Below are 14,242 nucleotides of genomic sequence, written 5' to 3' on the forward strand. Positions count from 1 at the left end.
AGTGACTGCGGTCATGTGCTTTTCTGCGACGGCGAACTTTGTCGGAAGTGGCGTGCTTGCCGGACTCGGTGTTGCGACGCTATCCCAGGTCAAGAACCGCCGCGAGCTGATGTTTGCATCGCTTCCGATCCTGTTTGCGGCGCACCAGTTCATCGAAGGCTTTGTATGGCTGGGGCTGGACGGCTACATGTCCCAGACCGTGGCGCACAACATGGGCGCGGCGTTCATGCTGTATGCGCAGGGGCTGTTGCCCGCACTGATTCCGCTCAGTGTAATGTTGGTCGAGCGGACGTACCAGCGGCGAAGGCGGATGATGCCGTTTGTCGTGCTGGGCATGGCGCTGACGCTCTATACGCTGTGGGCGCTGGCTGCATATCCAACGCAGGTATTCGTGAGGCAGAACAGCATCGTGTACATCAACCCGATGACGAACTTTACGACCGTTGCGGTGCTGTATGTGATCGCCACGTGTGGCTCGCTGTTCTTCTCGGACCGGCGGGACATGATCCTGTTCGGCACGGCGAACCTGGCGCTCGTGCTCATTGTAATGGCGGTGAAGCGGTATGCGTTTACCAGCGTGTGGTGCGCCTATGCAGCGGTGGCGAGTGTGATCATCCTGGCCAGCTTCTGGCGCAGCCGGTTGAAGCGGCCGTTCGGGTACACGTTCGCGTGAGCTATCCGGGGGAGATTTTTGCCGCGAAATAATTCGTGTTAACCGATGTCGGGCTGGTTCGTTGTATGGGCATAGGAAGATTTGCTCTACAAGTCTCGTGATGAGGACGAACCGATGCTGAAGTTGACCCGGATATGGATTCCGACCCTTTGTCTGGCGGCTGCGATGGCTGCCCCTGCGCCCGTATTTGCCGCTGGGCAGGCGCGAACGGCGCAGCGGAACGCTCTTGTCGTTCCTGATGCGCCTGAGGTTCCGGATATTCCGAAGTCGGTGGCCGACCCCGGATATACGCAGGAGCAGTTGTTGAAGCTGCTGCGCGTGTCTCCGACACTGGCTGACGTGGTGGCGAACGATCCTTCGCTGCTGGCGGACCAGGCGTATGTGAGCAAGACCAATCCTGAGCTTGCGGCGTTCCTGCTGCAGCATCCTGAGGTCGTCCGCAATCCGGGGTTCTACCTGTTTTCGGATCTGCGGAAGCCGGGGCATCACTCCTATGACGTGATGAGCCCGAGGAGCGGGTTCGAGGAGCATCACCGGGATGAGCGGTCGCCCATGGACAGCTTCATGAACGACGCTTCTCCGCTGGTGGCCATGTTCTTCTTCTGTGGAGCGCTGATCTGGCTGATCAAGCTGATTCTGCAGAACAAGCGTTGGAAGCTGACGTTCAAGCTGCATAGCGAGGTGCACACGCGGCTGATCGACAAGATGGCGACGAGCCAGGAGATGCTGGCCTACATGGACACGGATGCCGGCCGGAGGTTCCTGGAGGCGGCTCCGATTACAACTGAGATTGACAACGCTCCAGTGCCGAACATGGTGTCGAAGGTGATGACGACGCTGCAGGTGGGCGTGGTGATGACGCTGCTGGGGATTGGCCTGCTGCTGGTGCGAAACTACACGGGAGATGCGGCGACGGGCGTGCTGGTGACGGGCGTGCTGGTGCTGATGCCGGGGATCGGTTGCATCGTTTCGGCGGCGTTGTCGTGGACGATTGCGCAGCGGCTGGGGCTGATGCCCGGAGCGGTGACCGCGGAAGAAAGAGTGCAGCGGTGAGGCGCGGTGACAGCGCTGGGGCGGGGCGGAGCGTATGGCGATGAGCTGGGAACTGGCACTGGAACAGCAGATGCGGGATCGGGCCGCGGCGAGCGAGCTGCCCATGGATAGCGCGCACTTCGCCGCATTCTATGAGCGCTCGGCGCGTCCGTTGTGGGCGTACCTGTCGCGGGTGTCGGGGGATCGCACGTTGGCCGAGGACCTGATGCAGGAGAGCTTCGTGCGCTTTCTGTGCGCGACGCATGGTTGCGATGGCGAGGTGGAGGCGCGGCGGTACCTGTTCCGCATCGCCACGAACCTGCTGCGCGACCATTGGCGCAGGCCGGTGGCGAGTTCTCTGGACGAAGTTCCGGAGGCTGCATTGGCGATGTGTGGGGCTGCGGCGATGAGTGCGATGGACTCGGAGGCCATGTTGGAGCGGGCGATGGCCAAGATGGGGCTTCGCGAGCGGCAGATGCTGTGGCTGGCGCACGCGGAGGGCTACTCGCACAAGGAGATCGCCGAGGTGATGGACCTGGGGGCGACCAGCGTGAGGCTGCTGTTGTTCCGGGCGCGGCGCAAGATCGGCCAGCTGCTGGAGAACGGGGGCGTGGCATGAGGGGGACGTGCTCGCGGGCTGACGAGGTGCGGAAGCTGGTGATCGGTGGGCAGTGGCCTGCTGCGGCTGGCGACGAGCTGAGGGGCCATGTGAGCGTCTGCAAGGGGTGCTCGCTGACGGCTTCGATCACACTGGCGATGCGCGGCGCGCGGGAACGGGACTTGGAGAGCGTAAAGCTGGAGCCGGCGGGGCTGATCTGGTGGCGGGCGCAGCTACGCAAGCGTCGCGAGGCGATGGAGCAGGTGAGCCGCCCAATGCTGAAGGTGCAGACGGTCAGCGTGGGCACGAGCCTGCTGGTGGCGGTCGTGCTGCTGGCGTGGCTTGGCCTGCACGGCGCTTCTAGCGTGGGTTGGGGAGGATGGAAGGCCGCTGCTGCGAGCCCGTTCGCTGGGCTTGCCAGTCTGGGGGGAGCGACGGTTTGGCTGGGCGTGGTCGTGCTGGCGGCGCTGGGAGCGGCGGCGGTTTATTTTCTGGTGGAGCGGGAAGGGTAGCGACGTTTCCGGGCTATTCTTCTGGGGGTTCGTTCGCTTTGCGCGCTGCAAGGACTGCGGCTACGTCGGCGAGGTCCTGTAGACGACCGGCGGCATTCTTGTTGCGGATGAAGTGGTCAGCTGAGAGATAGCGGACAGGAATTTCATCGAAGATGGTTCCTTCGAGACTGTCGGCCCACGCTTCTTGAAAACTCACACCGCTGATCGCGAAGATCAGATCGATCTGCTGGGGCGGAGCGCCGATCTGAAAGCCCTCGTAGGGGTTCTGAAAGTCAGTGGGGCTATAGCCTGCAAGGGGCGCCCCGTACTTTGCCAACCCTGCGAAGACTCTTTGCGAGTTGTCCGGGCTGGCCTCGATGAATACGTCCATGTCCCGAGTAGCACGAGGCTCCGCGTATCGACCGAGCGCGTGGCCACCCACCAGAAGGTATTTAACGTGGCACTCGTTGAACGCGAGTAAGAGATCGCGGTGGTCCTGCAACATGAGGCGCGATTCCTTTCAGCCTGTACCACTCATTCCATGCCTGTTCGCTCATCTCGGCAACCGTGTTGAAGACTTCCTGATCTGGGCGGCTTCGCCAATAGCGATAGGTTTCGGCCCTCATCTCTTCATGGCTGGTGAACTTGCGAAGGGTCTTGTCCATGGCGACATTTTCATTATATCGGGCATCCGGGTAGAGCTTATTTTTCAATTATGGCTTGGAGCCGCCGCATCGGTAATTGTGTGGCGGGAGTGCTGGTGCTGGCGGCGCTGGGAGCTGCGGCGGTTTACTTTTTGGTGGAGCGGGAAGGGTAGAAATCGATGCCCGGACGTAGGCCTTTGGCTGTCACTGTGGGTGTTGCGGGAAGCAGTCTTCGATGCCAGGGATGGTGAATCCACCCCACCTCACGCCCTCGATGTGGACCTTCCTGAAGAGCGAGTCGCCGTCGGTGAACTCTGCGTCGTTGAGGTGTTCCAGAAGCGTACTGAAAGGGATCGACCGGCACTCAGGATGGCGATAGAAGTCGTCCATCACCTTTACATAAGGATCCGTATAGGTTGGGAGATAGTCCGTCTTGCCATGGCTGTACGAGCGGGCGGGAGAGGTGCAGAATTGCTCCTCTTCTGTGAGCGGCTCCTTTCGTCCCGGCCATGTGGCGGACGCGCGGGCCTGGGAGCAATGTTCTGAGATAGCGAGAGCGCTCCCGTCAAGATAGCCGATGACGTATTTCTGTTTCTCCGTCTGCGTCCAGCCAAGCCATTCGGGCCCAGTTGGGGAGATATATGATTCGTCAGCCTTCTTGCTTGATGTTGGCCGATGACAGCCGGTGGCGAGTGCGGTGGCCAGGATCATTCCTGCGGCAGCTGAGACTGAGATCCTAGGCATGCGGCAAAGCATAAAGCGCAGCCACGTTCAGGGGAAGCCCCGACTGCGGCGCTCCGTTCTTTCATAGGGTCGGCTTGCTTCCTCGTCCTTCGGCCCAGCGATGGTTCGCAGAAAGCTTCGAACTGGTGTGCGATGGTTGGCGGGGATGCAGGTCCTTCGACTGCGCAGGTCGCCGCTTCGCTGCGACCTGCTTCGCTCAGGATGACAAATTTTGGGTGGGGGTGGAAAAAGAAAAAGGGCAGCCTCGCGGCTGCCCTTTGTGTTTCCGTTGGTCTTCGTACCGTGAACTACAGACCCTTTTCGACGAGGAAGAGGATGAGGTCCTTGACGCGGTTGGAGTAGCCCCACTCGTTGTCGTACCAGCTGATGATCTTGCCGGTGTTGCCGACGACCTTCGTGAGCTTGGAGTCGAAGATGGACGAGAGGGGGTTGCCCTTGAAGTCGGAGCTGACGAGTTCTTCTTCGGTGTAGCCGAGGATGCCCTTGAGTTCGCCTTCGGAGGCTGCCTTGATGGCGGCGTTGATGGACTTCACGTCGATGGGCTTCTCGGCGACGAAGGTGAGGTCGACGACGGAGACGTTGGGGGTCGGGACGCGGATGGCGAAGCCGTCGAGCTTGCCGTCCATCTCGGGGATGACGAGCTTGAGGGCTTTGGCGGCGCCGGTCGAGGAGGGAATCATGGACAGGGCAGCGGCGCGGGCGCGGCGGAGGTCCTTGTGCGGCGTGTCGAGGATGACCTGATCGTTGGTGTAGCTGTGGATCGTGGTCATGATGCCGGAGGCGATGCCGAAGGTCTCGTTGAGGACCTTGACGACGGGCGCGAGGCAGTTGGTGGTGCAGCTGGCGTTGGAGATGACGTTGTGCTTGGCTGCGTCGTACTTGTCCTGGTTGACGCCGAGGACGAGGGTGAGGTCCTCGTTGGTGGCCGGGGCGGAGATGATCACCTTCTTGACGGTGGCGCCGAGGTGGGCCTTGGCCTTGGTGGCGTCGGTGAAGAAGCCGGTGGACTCGACGACGATCTCGGCTCCAACGGAGGCCCAGTCGAGCTGCGCGGGGTCGCGCTGCGCGAAGACCTTGATGGCCTTGCCGTCCACGATGATGGAGTCTTCGGTCGCGGAGATCTCGTTCCTGAGGTTGCCGAGGATCGAATCGTACTTGAGCAGGTGCGCCAGGGTGGCGGGCGTGGTCAGGTCGTTGACGGCGACGAATTCGATGTCGGGGTTGCCCAGCGCGGAGCGGAAGACGTTGCGGCCAATGCGGCCGAAGCCGTTGATACCAACCTTTACTGCCATGGGAGTGCCTTACCTCGTGTGAGTTGTGTAGATCCTGAAAAGAGCGGCCTGGACAGGGACGGCGAGCCGGAGACGTTGCAACACTTTAAGGCTATCAAAGCGCGAATGGGGGCCGCAAACGGGAATGGTGAAGATTCGCGCCGGAAAAGGCGTCCGGAACGGTACAAAGGGGTGTCGAGGCGGTTGCACCAGCTTTGCGGCAGGTGGAACCGCTGTGTTACACAGTAGGTTATGCGCGACTGGTTGCGCGACACACTCATGAGAAGACGTTCCAAGCGTGGCCCGAATGATTCGGAGTCCACGGGCAAGATTGGCCAGGAGATCCCGCAGAATCAGCCGGCTCCGCTCCGCCCGGAGTATCCCACTCCGGCACCTGCAGTAACGGCTGAGCCCGAGGTTGAGGCTGTACCCGTCGCTGTGGAAGCTCCGCAGGCTGTTGAAGCCGCCCCTGAAGTTTCCCCGGAAGCTCCTTTGCAGGAGACCCCTGTCCCGGAAGCTGCTCCGCAAAAGAAGATCGAGCTGGAGACGCAGCCGGACTCCGTGGCTACGCCTCCGCCGGCGGTGCAGCCGGTTTCGGCGAAGTCGCCGCGCGGCTACGTAGTGCTGACGATCGGCCTGCCGGGCTCCGGCAAGACGACCTGGTACAAGCGCCGCGGCGTCACGCCGCTTTCGAGCGACATGCTGCGCAACATTCTTTTCGACGACATCACGGACCAGCGGTACCAGGGCCTGGTGTTCTCCACGCTGCGCAGCCTGCTGCGGGCGCGGCTGATCGCCAAGATGCCCTGGAACTATGTGGACGCGACCAACCTGAGCCCGCACGAGCGTCGCCAGTGGATCAAGATGGCCAAGAGCTTTGGCTATGAGGTCCAGGCGGTGTTCTTCGACGTTCCGCTGGCCGTGTGCCTGGAGCGCAATGCCAAGCGCGAGCGCCAGGTGTCGGACGACGTGATGCAGAAGATGGCGGAGCGCCTGCGTCCGCCGGTGTTCAAGGAAGGCTTCGACAAGATCACGGTGGTGCGCGTCAAGGGCGCTGCGCCGACGATCAAGGTCGAGCCGGATCTGCCTGCTACCAATGTGGACGAGCCCGGCGAAGGCGAATAGCCCGCCGCGTCGCCGAACGGAGTCTGGAGTCCTCGATGGCCGCCCGGGAAGTGGAGTTCGCGCAAGTGAGCTTCACCGCCCCGGGCGGCCATTGCATTTTGCGGGAGATTTCCTTACGCGCTGCTGCGGGGACGACGACGGCGCTGCTGGGCCGTTCGGGCTCGGGCAAGACGACGCTGCTCCGTGCCGTGAATGGGCTGGTGCGGCCAACGGCGGGTCGGGTGCTGGTGCGCGGCCGGGACGTGGCCGCGATGGACGGGAAGGCGCTTGTCTCCCTGCGGCGAGGTGTGGGGTACGTTATCCAGGAGACGGGCCTGTTTCCGCATATGACGCTGGCGCGGAACGTGGGTATCTCTCTGGATCTGGCCGGAACGGATAAGGGCGAGGCTGCGGCGTTGTGTCTCGAGATGCTGGCGCTGGTGGAGCTGGATGCCTCGATGGCGACGCGGTATCCGTGGCAGCTGAGCGGTGGTCAGCGGCAGCGTGCGGGGTTAGCGCGGGCGCTGGCGGCGGAGCCCTCGGTGCTGCTGATGGATGAGCCGTTCGGTGCGCTCGATCCCATCACGCGGGCGGAGATGCAGACGATGCTCCGGCCACTGCTGAAGCGGCTTGGCGTGACCACGATTCTTGTGACGCATGACCTCGATGAGGCGCTGTATCTGGCGGATCGCGTGGTGTTGCTGGAGCAGGGAAGCGTTGTTGCGGAGATGGCTGCGGATGAGGTGCTGGCTTCCGCGAATCCGGCCATGCAGGCGTATGTGGCCGCGACAACCCGGGTCCGAGATACCGGACCCGGGGCACCCGGAATCTTGCGGGAGCCGGCATGAGCGGCTTCCTGCACGAGTACGGAGCCCAGATCGCGCGGCTCACCTTCGAGCACGTGTGGCTGACGGGCATTGCGATGCTGTGCGCTGCCGGGATTGCGATTCCGGTCGGCATCTGGCTGACGCGGCATGAGCGCTGGGCGCGGCCGGTGCTCGGCTTCGCGAATGTGTTGCAGGTGATTCCGTCGCTGGCGCTGTTCGGGCTGCTGCTGCCGGTGCCGTGGCTGGGTGAACGGGCGGCCCGGCTTGCGATTGTGGCGCTGACGGGCTATGCGCTGCTGCCGATTCTGCGCAACACGTATGCGGGGATACGCGGAGTAGACCCGGTGTTGATCGATGTGGCCAACGCACTGGGCATGACGGGGTGGCAGCGATTGACGAAGGTAGAACTGCCGCTGGCGGCAAGCGTGATCCTTGCGGGCCTACGGACGGCGACGGTGACCTGCGTGGGCGTGGCGACGATTGCGGCGGCGATCGGAGCGGGCGGCCTGGGCGAGCTGATCTTCCGCGGCGTGGCGAGCGTGGACAATGGGCTGGTGCTGGCGGGAGCGGTGCCTGCGGCTCTGCTGGCGCTTTGTGCGGACGGGGTGCTGGGGCTGATCGAGAAGCGGATGGTGGTGAGGCGATGAGCCCGAGGGCATCGATCGACGAGACGCTGGAGAAACTTGGGCGGCCGGGCTTGTCGGACGAGACGATCGTGCTGCTGACACATTTGCTGGCACAGCTTCACTTTCCTGATCTGCAGGTGGAGCTCGTGGCGAAGGAAGAGTTGAAGTTCACGACGCTGGACGGGGCTACACACCGGATGTACCTGACGAACATGCTGGTAGAGTGCAGGCGTGAGCCTGAGGATCGCGCAGCCATCGTGGACCGTTACGTGCGTGTGATCGCGGGGCGCGACTCGGAAGGGGAAATGAACTCGCTGGAAAATCTGGTGACCTTGGTGCGGGACGCACAGTTTCTCGGCGTGGTCCAGCAGGAATCCCCGATTGCAGCGCGTCATCTGATCGCAGATCTTTGGCTGGTACTTGCGCGCGACGGAGCGGAGTCGGTGACAACCTTGAGTAAGAAGGATGCCGAAGCACTCTCGGAGGATTTTGAGGCGCTTTTCAAGCGGGGCGAAGAGAACGTCCTTGAGCTACTCGAAGGGCTAACCGCCAGGCCTTATAGTGCCTCCTGCTACACGTTTGAGACCGAGAATGTGTTCTACCTCTCGAGTGTCGTTGCGATGGACTTCTTGTGGGATCAGGTCGGTGCGCTTGTGGAGGGCGATGTGGTGCTGGGCGTCCCTGCCAGGGACACGTTACTGTTCTGTGGGGCGAACGACCGGGCGGGGATCGCGGAGTTGCGCGCGGAGGTGGACTACGTGATCAAGAACGGACACCACTTGGTGTCCGACACGCTGCTACGCCGTGTGAATGGTCAGTGGCAGGTGTTTTCGTGAGGGCGCTGACTGGTGTGCTGGTATGTTGTTCGCTGCTGACCTCCTGCGCTCCGCCGCGGTCGTCGCACATCGTGATTGGCTCGAAGAACTTCACCGAGCAGGCTGTGCTGGGCGAGTTGCTGGCGCAGGAGATTGAGGCTTCGGGCGGGGGGCCAGTGGAGCGCCGGTTCTGGCTGGCGGGGAGCTATTTGTGCCAGCAGGCGCTGGTGGCGGACCGGATCGATGCGTATCCGGAGTACACCGGGACGGCGCTGACGGCGATCCTGAAGCAGCCTTTGCCGAAGCCGGGCACGTGCGATGAGGCTTGTGTGCACGCCAAGGTCGGCGAGCTGTATGAGCAGCGGTACAAGGTGCGCGAGGGGCCGGGCCTGGGGTTCGAGGACACGTTTGCGATGGTGGTGCGGGCGGAGGATGCGCGGCGGTATGGGCTGAGGAAGATCTCGGATGTGGCGAAGCTGCAGAGCGGAGAAGCAGGTCTCTCCACTGCGGCGGCAAAGGGCGCCGCCTCCGGTCGAGATGACACCTCTTCTTCGCATGGGAATGGGCACCCGCTGCGGCTGGGAGTGGGGTATGAGTTTGCGGAGCGGCCGGATGGGCTGCGCGGACTCAGCGCGGCGTATGGTCTGCACTTTGCCGATGCTCCGCGGACGATGGAGCTGGGGCTGCTGTATCGGGCGCTGGCGGAGCGGCAGGTGGACATCGTCGCCGGGAACTCGACCGACGCGGCGATTGCAGGGCTGGGCTTCGTGGTGCTGGAGGACGATCGGCACTACTTTCCGCCGTACGAGGCTGTGCCGTTGGTGCGGGAGGATTCCTTGGCGCGCTGGCCGCAGATTGGCGTCGCGATGGCTCGGCTGGCAGGCAAGGTGAGCGCGGAGGATATGCGGGCGATGAACCTTGCGGTGGAGGTGAAGCATCAGGATGTGGGGGACGTGGTGCGGGCGTTCCGCGCGGCGCATGGGTTGTAGGGATTAGGCGGGAAGAAGAAGGAATGCTGATTGAGTGGTGAGTCTGGGGGTTGGAGCATTCAGTTGCCAGATGCCAGTGTTCCAGATGCCAGTGGAGGCGTGATGGAGAGACCGGGTGTCGAGCCGTGGCTTCGTGGCACATTGACCGAGGTGGATCCTGTGTTGCGGGCGGTGCTGCATGCGTTGGAGTTGGCTCGCGAGGATGCGGGCCGGTGGGCGGATGATCTCAGCGATGCGGAGGTCCATGTGCGGCCCGCGGGATTGCCGAGTGTAGCGTTTCATCTGCGGCACATGGTGCGGTCGTTGGATCGGCTATTGACCTATGCCGAGGGGCGGCAGCTGGATGAGGCGCAGCTGGCGGCATTGAAGACCGAGATGGACGATGCCGTTACGGCAGAGCAGGTGCGGACCGAGTTTGCGGCAGGACTCGCACAGGCGGAAGAGCGGGTGAGGGCGTTTTCTCCGGTGCAGTTTGCGGAGGCTCGTGGTGTGGGGCGCAAGCAGCTTCCGACGACGGTGGCGGGGCTGCTGGTGCATTGCGCCGACCACACGCAGAGGCACTCCGGGCAGATGGTGACGACGGCCAAGGTGGTGCTCGCGGGGCGGGCCGGCAATTAGGTCTGGGGGGCTTGAGCATGTGATACTTTTTGCTGGGCGCTGGGCTCCGGAAGGCTTCTGAGGGCAGTCGGATTGACCGCGTCGTGGGGGTATCTGCATTGGGCAAGAGCATGGTCCCGAACCGCCTGTTCTTTACGAAGGGCGTCGGCAAGCACAAGGAGCGCCTGACCAGTTTCGAGCTGGCGCTGCGTGACGCGGGCATCGCGGCACAGAACCTGGTGCGGGTGTCGTCGATCTTTCCGCCCAACTGCAAGCTGATTCCGCGCAAGGAAGGTGTGAAGTACCTGAATGCGGGCGAGGTGGTGTTTGCGGTGATTGCGGAGAATGCCACGCGGGAAGCTCATCGGCTCGTGGCCAGCTCCATCGGTGTGGCGATTCCGACCGACAAGGAGACCTACGGCTACCTGAGCGAGCACCACAGCTTCGGCGAGAGCGAAGACCAGGCCGGCGACTACGCCGAGGAGCTTGCGGCGGAGATGCTTGCGACCACGCTGGATGTGGAGTTCGACGCCGAGAAGAGCTGGGACGAGAAGAAGGAGATCTACCGGATCTCGAACAAGATTGTGCGCACCGCCAATGTGACGCAGTCGGCGGTGGGCGACAAGAACGGCCGCTGGACGACGACGATCGCGGCGGCGATCATGCTCTTCGACGATCCCGCGTGACGCCTGCCGGATCATGAATGTTTGCGAAAGGCGCTGGCAGTCCGCAGCGCCTTTCCCGTGTCTGAAGCATCTGTTTTAAGGAAAGGAAGTTGAAATCATGGCAAAGACAAAGGTGGCAGTGATCCAGATGGCGTGTGAGCCGTCCGTGGACGCCAATCTTGCGAAGGCTGTAGCTCGTGTGCGTGAGGCCGCGGAGGCCGGAGCGAAGCTGATCTGCCTGCCGGAACTGTTCCGTGCGCAGTACTTCTGCCAGCGCGAGGACCACGCGCTGTTCGACGTGGCCGAGTCCATTCCGGGGCCTTCGACGGCGGCACTCAGCGAAGTCGTGCGGGAGCACAAGATCGTCGTGGTGGCGAGCCTGTTCGAGCGCCGCGCTCCGGGGCTGTATCACAACACGGCGGCGATCCTGGACCACACCAGCGACAAGCCGGACAACATCATGGCGATCTACCGGAAGATGCATATCCCGGACGATCCGCTGTACTACGAGAAGTTCTACTTCACGCCGGGCGACCTGGGCTTCAGCTCGCAGCGCACCTCGGCGGGTCCGATTGGCACGCTGGTGTGCTGGGACCAGTGGTATCCCGAAGGGGCGCGCCTGACGGCGCTGCGTGGCGCGGAGACGCTGTTCTTCCCCACGGCGATTGGCTGGCACCCCTCGGAGAAGGAAGAGTTTGGCGAGCGGCAGTACGACGCGTGGCAGACGATCCAGCGCGCGCATGCCATTGCCAACGGTGTGTGGGTGTGCGCGGTGAACCGCGTGGGCCATGAGCAGGGCGATGTGGAGATCAACGGAGAACTCCTCAAGGGACCGGAGGGCGCGGGGCTCGAATTCTGGGGTGGAAGCTTCATCGCCGACCCGTTCGGGAGGATCATCGCCAAGGCCTCGCACGACAAGGAAGAGATCCTGTACGCGGAGCTGGACTCGAAGGAAGTGGAGATCACGCGCCAGCACTGGCCGTTCCTCCGCGACCGCCGGATCGATGCGTACGAGGGGATCACGAAGCGGTTCCTCGACTAGGTTCATGAGCTAGGATTTTCTTATGCAGTTTCTTCTTTCGCTCCTGCTGGCACTTGTTCCGATGCAGGCTGCTCCGGCGGCCGATGCGACCGCGCCTCCTGCTGGCGCGGTCGTTGTCGCTACGGCAGTTGGCAGCGGGGTGCAGATCTACGCCTGCCAGGTGCAGGATGGGCAGCCGCAGTGGGTCTTCCAGGCTCCGGCAGCGGACCTGTTCGACCCGCAGACGCGGCAGCACGTCGGGGTACACGCTGCCGGGCCAAGCTGGACCTGGGCCGACGGCAGCGCGCTGGCGGGCACGGTGAAGGCGAAGCAGGCGTCGCCGGACGCTCATGCGATTCCGTGGCTGTTGGTCGAGGTGCATTCGACCGGGAGCGAGGGCGTGCTGAGCCACGTGGCGTGGGTGCGGCGGTCGGAGACGCAGGCAGGGCAGGCGCCGGCGACCGGATGCGATGCCTCGCAGGTGGGCACGAAGCTCAACGTGCCCTACCAGGCGCTGTATACGTTCTATCGCGCGGCGCAGTAGGGCGGGCGCAGTGCCGAGGTTGGGTTACGCCGCACACCTTCGTGCCATGGAATGCGTCTCCTGACTACCGTAGGGTCGAAGGTGATGGAGAACGCCGAGACGAAGTCCACAGCCGCCAGTCCCCGCGCTACGGCGGGGATGCAGGCGTTTCTGCTGGCCATTGTGCTGGCGGCGCCGGCGCTGCGTTGTCTGCAGCATCCTTACGTTACGGACAATGACATCTGGTGGCACCTGGCGACGGGCGACTGGATCCGCGCACATCATGCTGTGCCTCACGTCGAGATCTTCTCGCGTGGAATCGCGGGCTCGCCCTGGCACGCGTACAGCTGGCTCTTTGAGCTGCTGGTGTCGTTTCTCTTCAGTGCACTGGGGCTGCGAGGCATGGTGCTGCTTACTGCGGGGCTGACGGTGGCGATCGCGGCGGCGTTGTTCCTCATGATCCACCGCATTCAGCCGGACTTCAGCGTGGCGGCGGTGCTGACGTTCGTAGCGGGCTTCAGCATGATCCACATGGAGACGCCGCGCCCGTGGCTGTTCAGCATCCTGGCGCTGGTGCTGGAGGTGGACCTGCTGCTGCGCTCGCGCCGTGATGGCAAGGCCGCTCGCCTGCTGTGGCTGCCGGTGATCTTTGCCGTGTGGGCGAACGTGCACATCCAGTTTCTCGATGGGTTGGTGGTGCTGTTCCTTGCGTGTGTCGAGAGTATTGCAGGGCTGCGGGTCGAATCGCTGCGGACGAAGCTGAGGCCTGCGGTGTTGATTCCGTTCTCGGTGGCTACGTTGCTGGCGACGCTGGTGAACCCTTACGGCTGGAGGCTGTATCAGGACGCCTTCGCGCTCTCCACGCAGAGCGGCGTGATGTCGAAGATTGGCGAGCTGCAGGCGATCCCTTTCCGGGATGCGATTGACTTCTCCGCGCTGGGGCTGCTGCTGGTGGCGACGGTGGTGCTCACGTCGCAGGGGAAGTTGATCTCGCTCGAGGCCGCGTGGCTGGGCTTTGCTGCGCTGGTGGCGTTTCGCTCGCAGAGAGATGTGTGGGTGCTGGCGATCATGGCATCGGTGGCGATCGCTTCCGTGCGGTTTGAGCGGAAGAAGGAGACCGCGCCGCTGCCGGGCTGGGGTGGTGTGGTGGCGCTCGGAATGGCGGTTCTTGCGATGGTTGCGGGTTTCGGCCTCTTCGACGTGAGCAATGCGAAGCTCGGGCAGCTACAGGCCAAGGAGCTGCCGGTGCACGCGGTGGAGTTTGTGGAGCAGAGCCACCTTGCGGGGCCTCTGTACAACGACTTCGGCTGGGGCGGATATCTGCTGTGGTCTCTGCGTCAGCCCGTAGCGATCGATGGGCGGGCGGCGCTCTATGGCGACCAGCGGATCGACCGTTCGGTGAGCACATGGGAGGGACGTCCGAACTGGGCGTCGGACCCGCAGCTGCAGTCGGCGGGCATGGTGGTCGGGCCGGTGAACTCGCCGCTCACACAGCTGTTGCGGACGGACGGGCGCTTCCGGCTGGGGTACGAAGACAAGCTGGCCGTGGTGTTTGTGGCGGTGTCGAAGCCTTAGCCGGTGTCTCTGGAACGGGGTACCGCATCCCGGGAATCTGATATCTC

17 protein-coding genes are annotated in these 14,242 nt (G+C 63.4%); 14 read left to right on the top strand and 3 right to left on the bottom strand.

What is annotated here, in order from left to right; all coding sequences use genetic code 11:
* Positions 1–13 precede the first annotated feature (13 nt).
* The 4 genes from C4S68_RS02010 (at position 14) to C4S68_RS23080 (ending at position 2,815) form a co-directional block, all read left to right on the top strand.
* On the top strand, positions 14–673 hold the full coding sequence (locus tag C4S68_RS02010; RefSeq protein WP_103931348.1) for a DUF6629 family protein: 660 nt from the start codon (positions 14–16) through the stop codon (positions 671–673).
* Between the two features lie 114 nt (positions 674–787).
* Positions 788–1,726 carry a hypothetical protein gene (locus C4S68_RS02015; RefSeq protein ID WP_146071977.1) on the top strand — a complete coding sequence of 313 codons (939 nt, stop codon included), beginning with the start codon at positions 788–790 and terminating at the stop codon, positions 1,724–1,726.
* Between the two features lie 40 nt (positions 1,727–1,766).
* Complete coding sequence (locus C4S68_RS02020; RefSeq protein ID WP_160114957.1) at positions 1,767–2,324, top strand: RNA polymerase sigma factor; 558 nt, start codon at positions 1,767–1,769, stop codon at positions 2,322–2,324.
* Positions 2,321–2,815, top strand: a complete 495-nt coding sequence (locus tag C4S68_RS23080; protein WP_160114958.1) for a hypothetical protein — start codon at positions 2,321–2,323, stop codon at positions 2,813–2,815. Before C4S68_RS02020 ends, C4S68_RS23080 begins: the two co-directional genes overlap by 4 nt.
* A gap of 13 nt (positions 2,816–2,828) precedes the next feature.
* Here the strand turns inward: C4S68_RS23080 and C4S68_RS23085 are convergent, their stop codons facing one another.
* From C4S68_RS23085 to gap, 3 genes are all read right to left on the bottom strand, one after another.
* Entirely contained in the window at positions 2,829–3,299 is a 471-nt protein-coding gene (locus tag C4S68_RS23085) for a hypothetical protein (RefSeq protein WP_160114959.1), read from the bottom strand.
* A 343-nt stretch (positions 3,300–3,642) separates the two neighbouring features.
* A complete protein-coding gene (locus C4S68_RS02035; RefSeq protein WP_146071978.1) occupies positions 3,643–4,182 on the bottom strand; it encodes a hypothetical protein in 540 nt (179 codons plus the stop codon).
* A 287-nt stretch (positions 4,183–4,469) separates the two neighbouring features.
* Positions 4,470–5,474 (bottom strand): type I glyceraldehyde-3-phosphate dehydrogenase, encoded by a 1,005-nt coding sequence (gene gap, locus C4S68_RS02040; RefSeq protein WP_103931353.1) that lies wholly within the window; start codon positions 5,472–5,474, stop codon positions 4,470–4,472.
* Between the two features lie 258 nt (positions 5,475–5,732).
* On the opposite strand from gap, the gene C4S68_RS02045 reads away from it, so the two are divergent.
* From C4S68_RS02045 to C4S68_RS02090, 10 genes are all read left to right on the top strand, one after another.
* Positions 5,733–6,578: an ATP-binding protein gene (locus tag C4S68_RS02045; protein WP_103932121.1), complete on the top strand. Its 846-nt coding sequence runs from the start codon at positions 5,733–5,735 to the stop codon at positions 6,576–6,578.
* 35 nt (positions 6,579–6,613) lie between these two features.
* Positions 6,614–7,405 (top strand): ATP-binding cassette domain-containing protein, encoded by a 792-nt coding sequence (locus tag C4S68_RS02050; RefSeq protein ID WP_103931354.1) that lies wholly within the window; start codon positions 6,614–6,616, stop codon positions 7,403–7,405.
* Positions 7,402–8,031: an ABC transporter permease gene (locus C4S68_RS02055; protein ID WP_103931355.1), complete on the top strand. Its 630-nt coding sequence runs from the start codon at positions 7,402–7,404 to the stop codon at positions 8,029–8,031. Before C4S68_RS02050 ends, C4S68_RS02055 begins: the two co-directional genes overlap by 4 nt.
* Positions 8,028–8,846 (top strand): hypothetical protein, encoded by an 819-nt coding sequence (locus C4S68_RS02060; protein WP_103931356.1) that lies wholly within the window; start codon positions 8,028–8,030, stop codon positions 8,844–8,846. Before C4S68_RS02055 ends, C4S68_RS02060 begins: the two co-directional genes overlap by 4 nt.
* Positions 8,843–9,814, top strand: a complete 972-nt coding sequence (locus C4S68_RS02065) for a glycine betaine ABC transporter substrate-binding protein (protein WP_103931357.1) — start codon at positions 8,843–8,845, stop codon at positions 9,812–9,814. The genes C4S68_RS02060 and C4S68_RS02065 overlap by 4 nt, the downstream gene beginning before the upstream one ends.
* A 102-nt stretch (positions 9,815–9,916) precedes the next feature.
* Positions 9,917–10,432 (top strand): DinB family protein, encoded by a 516-nt coding sequence (locus C4S68_RS02070; protein ID WP_103931358.1) that lies wholly within the window; start codon positions 9,917–9,919, stop codon positions 10,430–10,432.
* Positions 10,433–10,542: 110 nt separating this feature from the next.
* Complete coding sequence (locus C4S68_RS02075; protein WP_103932122.1) at positions 10,543–11,097, top strand: pyruvoyl-dependent arginine decarboxylase; 555 nt, start codon at positions 10,543–10,545, stop codon at positions 11,095–11,097.
* 97 nt (positions 11,098–11,194) lie between these two features.
* Positions 11,195–12,118 carry a carbon-nitrogen hydrolase gene (locus C4S68_RS02080; protein WP_103931359.1) on the top strand — a complete coding sequence of 308 codons (924 nt, stop codon included), beginning with the start codon at positions 11,195–11,197 and terminating at the stop codon, positions 12,116–12,118.
* A 22-nt stretch (positions 12,119–12,140) separates the two neighbouring features.
* Positions 12,141–12,641: a DUF3455 domain-containing protein gene (locus tag C4S68_RS02085; protein ID WP_103931360.1), complete on the top strand. Its 501-nt coding sequence runs from the start codon at positions 12,141–12,143 to the stop codon at positions 12,639–12,641.
* A 51-nt stretch (positions 12,642–12,692) separates the two neighbouring features.
* Complete coding sequence (locus C4S68_RS02090; protein WP_146071979.1) at positions 12,693–14,195, top strand: hypothetical protein; 1,503 nt, start codon at positions 12,693–12,695, stop codon at positions 14,193–14,195.
* Positions 14,196–14,242 lie beyond the last annotated feature (47 nt).

Source organism: Bryocella elongata (assembly GCF_900108185.1).
Classification (GTDB): Bacteria; Acidobacteriota; Terriglobia; order Terriglobales; family Acidobacteriaceae; genus Granulicella; species Granulicella elongata.

Coding starts and splice junctions, on each gene's coding strand:
- C4S68_RS02080 (WP_103931359.1), top strand. CDS start 11,195: ATGGCAAAGACAAAGGTGGCAGTGATCCAGATGGCGTGTGAGCCGTCC.
- gap (WP_103931353.1), bottom strand. CDS start 5,474: ATGGCAGTAAAGGTTGGTATCAACGGCTTCGGCCGCATTGGCCGCAAC.
- C4S68_RS02085 (WP_103931360.1), top strand. CDS start 12,141: ATGCAGTTTCTTCTTTCGCTCCTGCTGGCACTTGTTCCGATGCAGGCT.
- C4S68_RS02020 (WP_160114957.1), top strand. CDS start 1,767: ATGAGCTGGGAACTGGCACTGGAACAGCAGATGCGGGATCGGGCCGCG.
- C4S68_RS23085 (WP_160114959.1), bottom strand. CDS start 3,299: ATGTTGCAGGACCACCGCGATCTCTTACTCGCGTTCAACGAGTGCCAC.
- C4S68_RS23080 (WP_160114958.1), top strand. CDS start 2,321: ATGAGGGGGACGTGCTCGCGGGCTGACGAGGTGCGGAAGCTGGTGATC.
- C4S68_RS02035 (WP_146071978.1), bottom strand. CDS start 4,182: ATGCCTAGGATCTCAGTCTCAGCTGCCGCAGGAATGATCCTGGCCACC.
- C4S68_RS02010 (WP_103931348.1), top strand. CDS start 14: ATGTGCTTTTCTGCGACGGCGAACTTTGTCGGAAGTGGCGTGCTTGCC.
- C4S68_RS02050 (WP_103931354.1), top strand. CDS start 6,614: ATGGCCGCCCGGGAAGTGGAGTTCGCGCAAGTGAGCTTCACCGCCCCG.
- C4S68_RS02015 (WP_146071977.1), top strand. CDS start 788: ATGCTGAAGTTGACCCGGATATGGATTCCGACCCTTTGTCTGGCGGCT.
- C4S68_RS02060 (WP_103931356.1), top strand. CDS start 8,028: ATGAGCCCGAGGGCATCGATCGACGAGACGCTGGAGAAACTTGGGCGG.
- C4S68_RS02090 (WP_146071979.1), top strand. CDS start 12,693: ATGCGTCTCCTGACTACCGTAGGGTCGAAGGTGATGGAGAACGCCGAG.
- C4S68_RS02070 (WP_103931358.1), top strand. CDS start 9,917: ATGGAGAGACCGGGTGTCGAGCCGTGGCTTCGTGGCACATTGACCGAG.
- C4S68_RS02045 (WP_103932121.1), top strand. CDS start 5,733: ATGAGAAGACGTTCCAAGCGTGGCCCGAATGATTCGGAGTCCACGGGC.
- C4S68_RS02075 (WP_103932122.1), top strand. CDS start 10,543: ATGGTCCCGAACCGCCTGTTCTTTACGAAGGGCGTCGGCAAGCACAAG.
- C4S68_RS02055 (WP_103931355.1), top strand. CDS start 7,402: ATGAGCGGCTTCCTGCACGAGTACGGAGCCCAGATCGCGCGGCTCACC.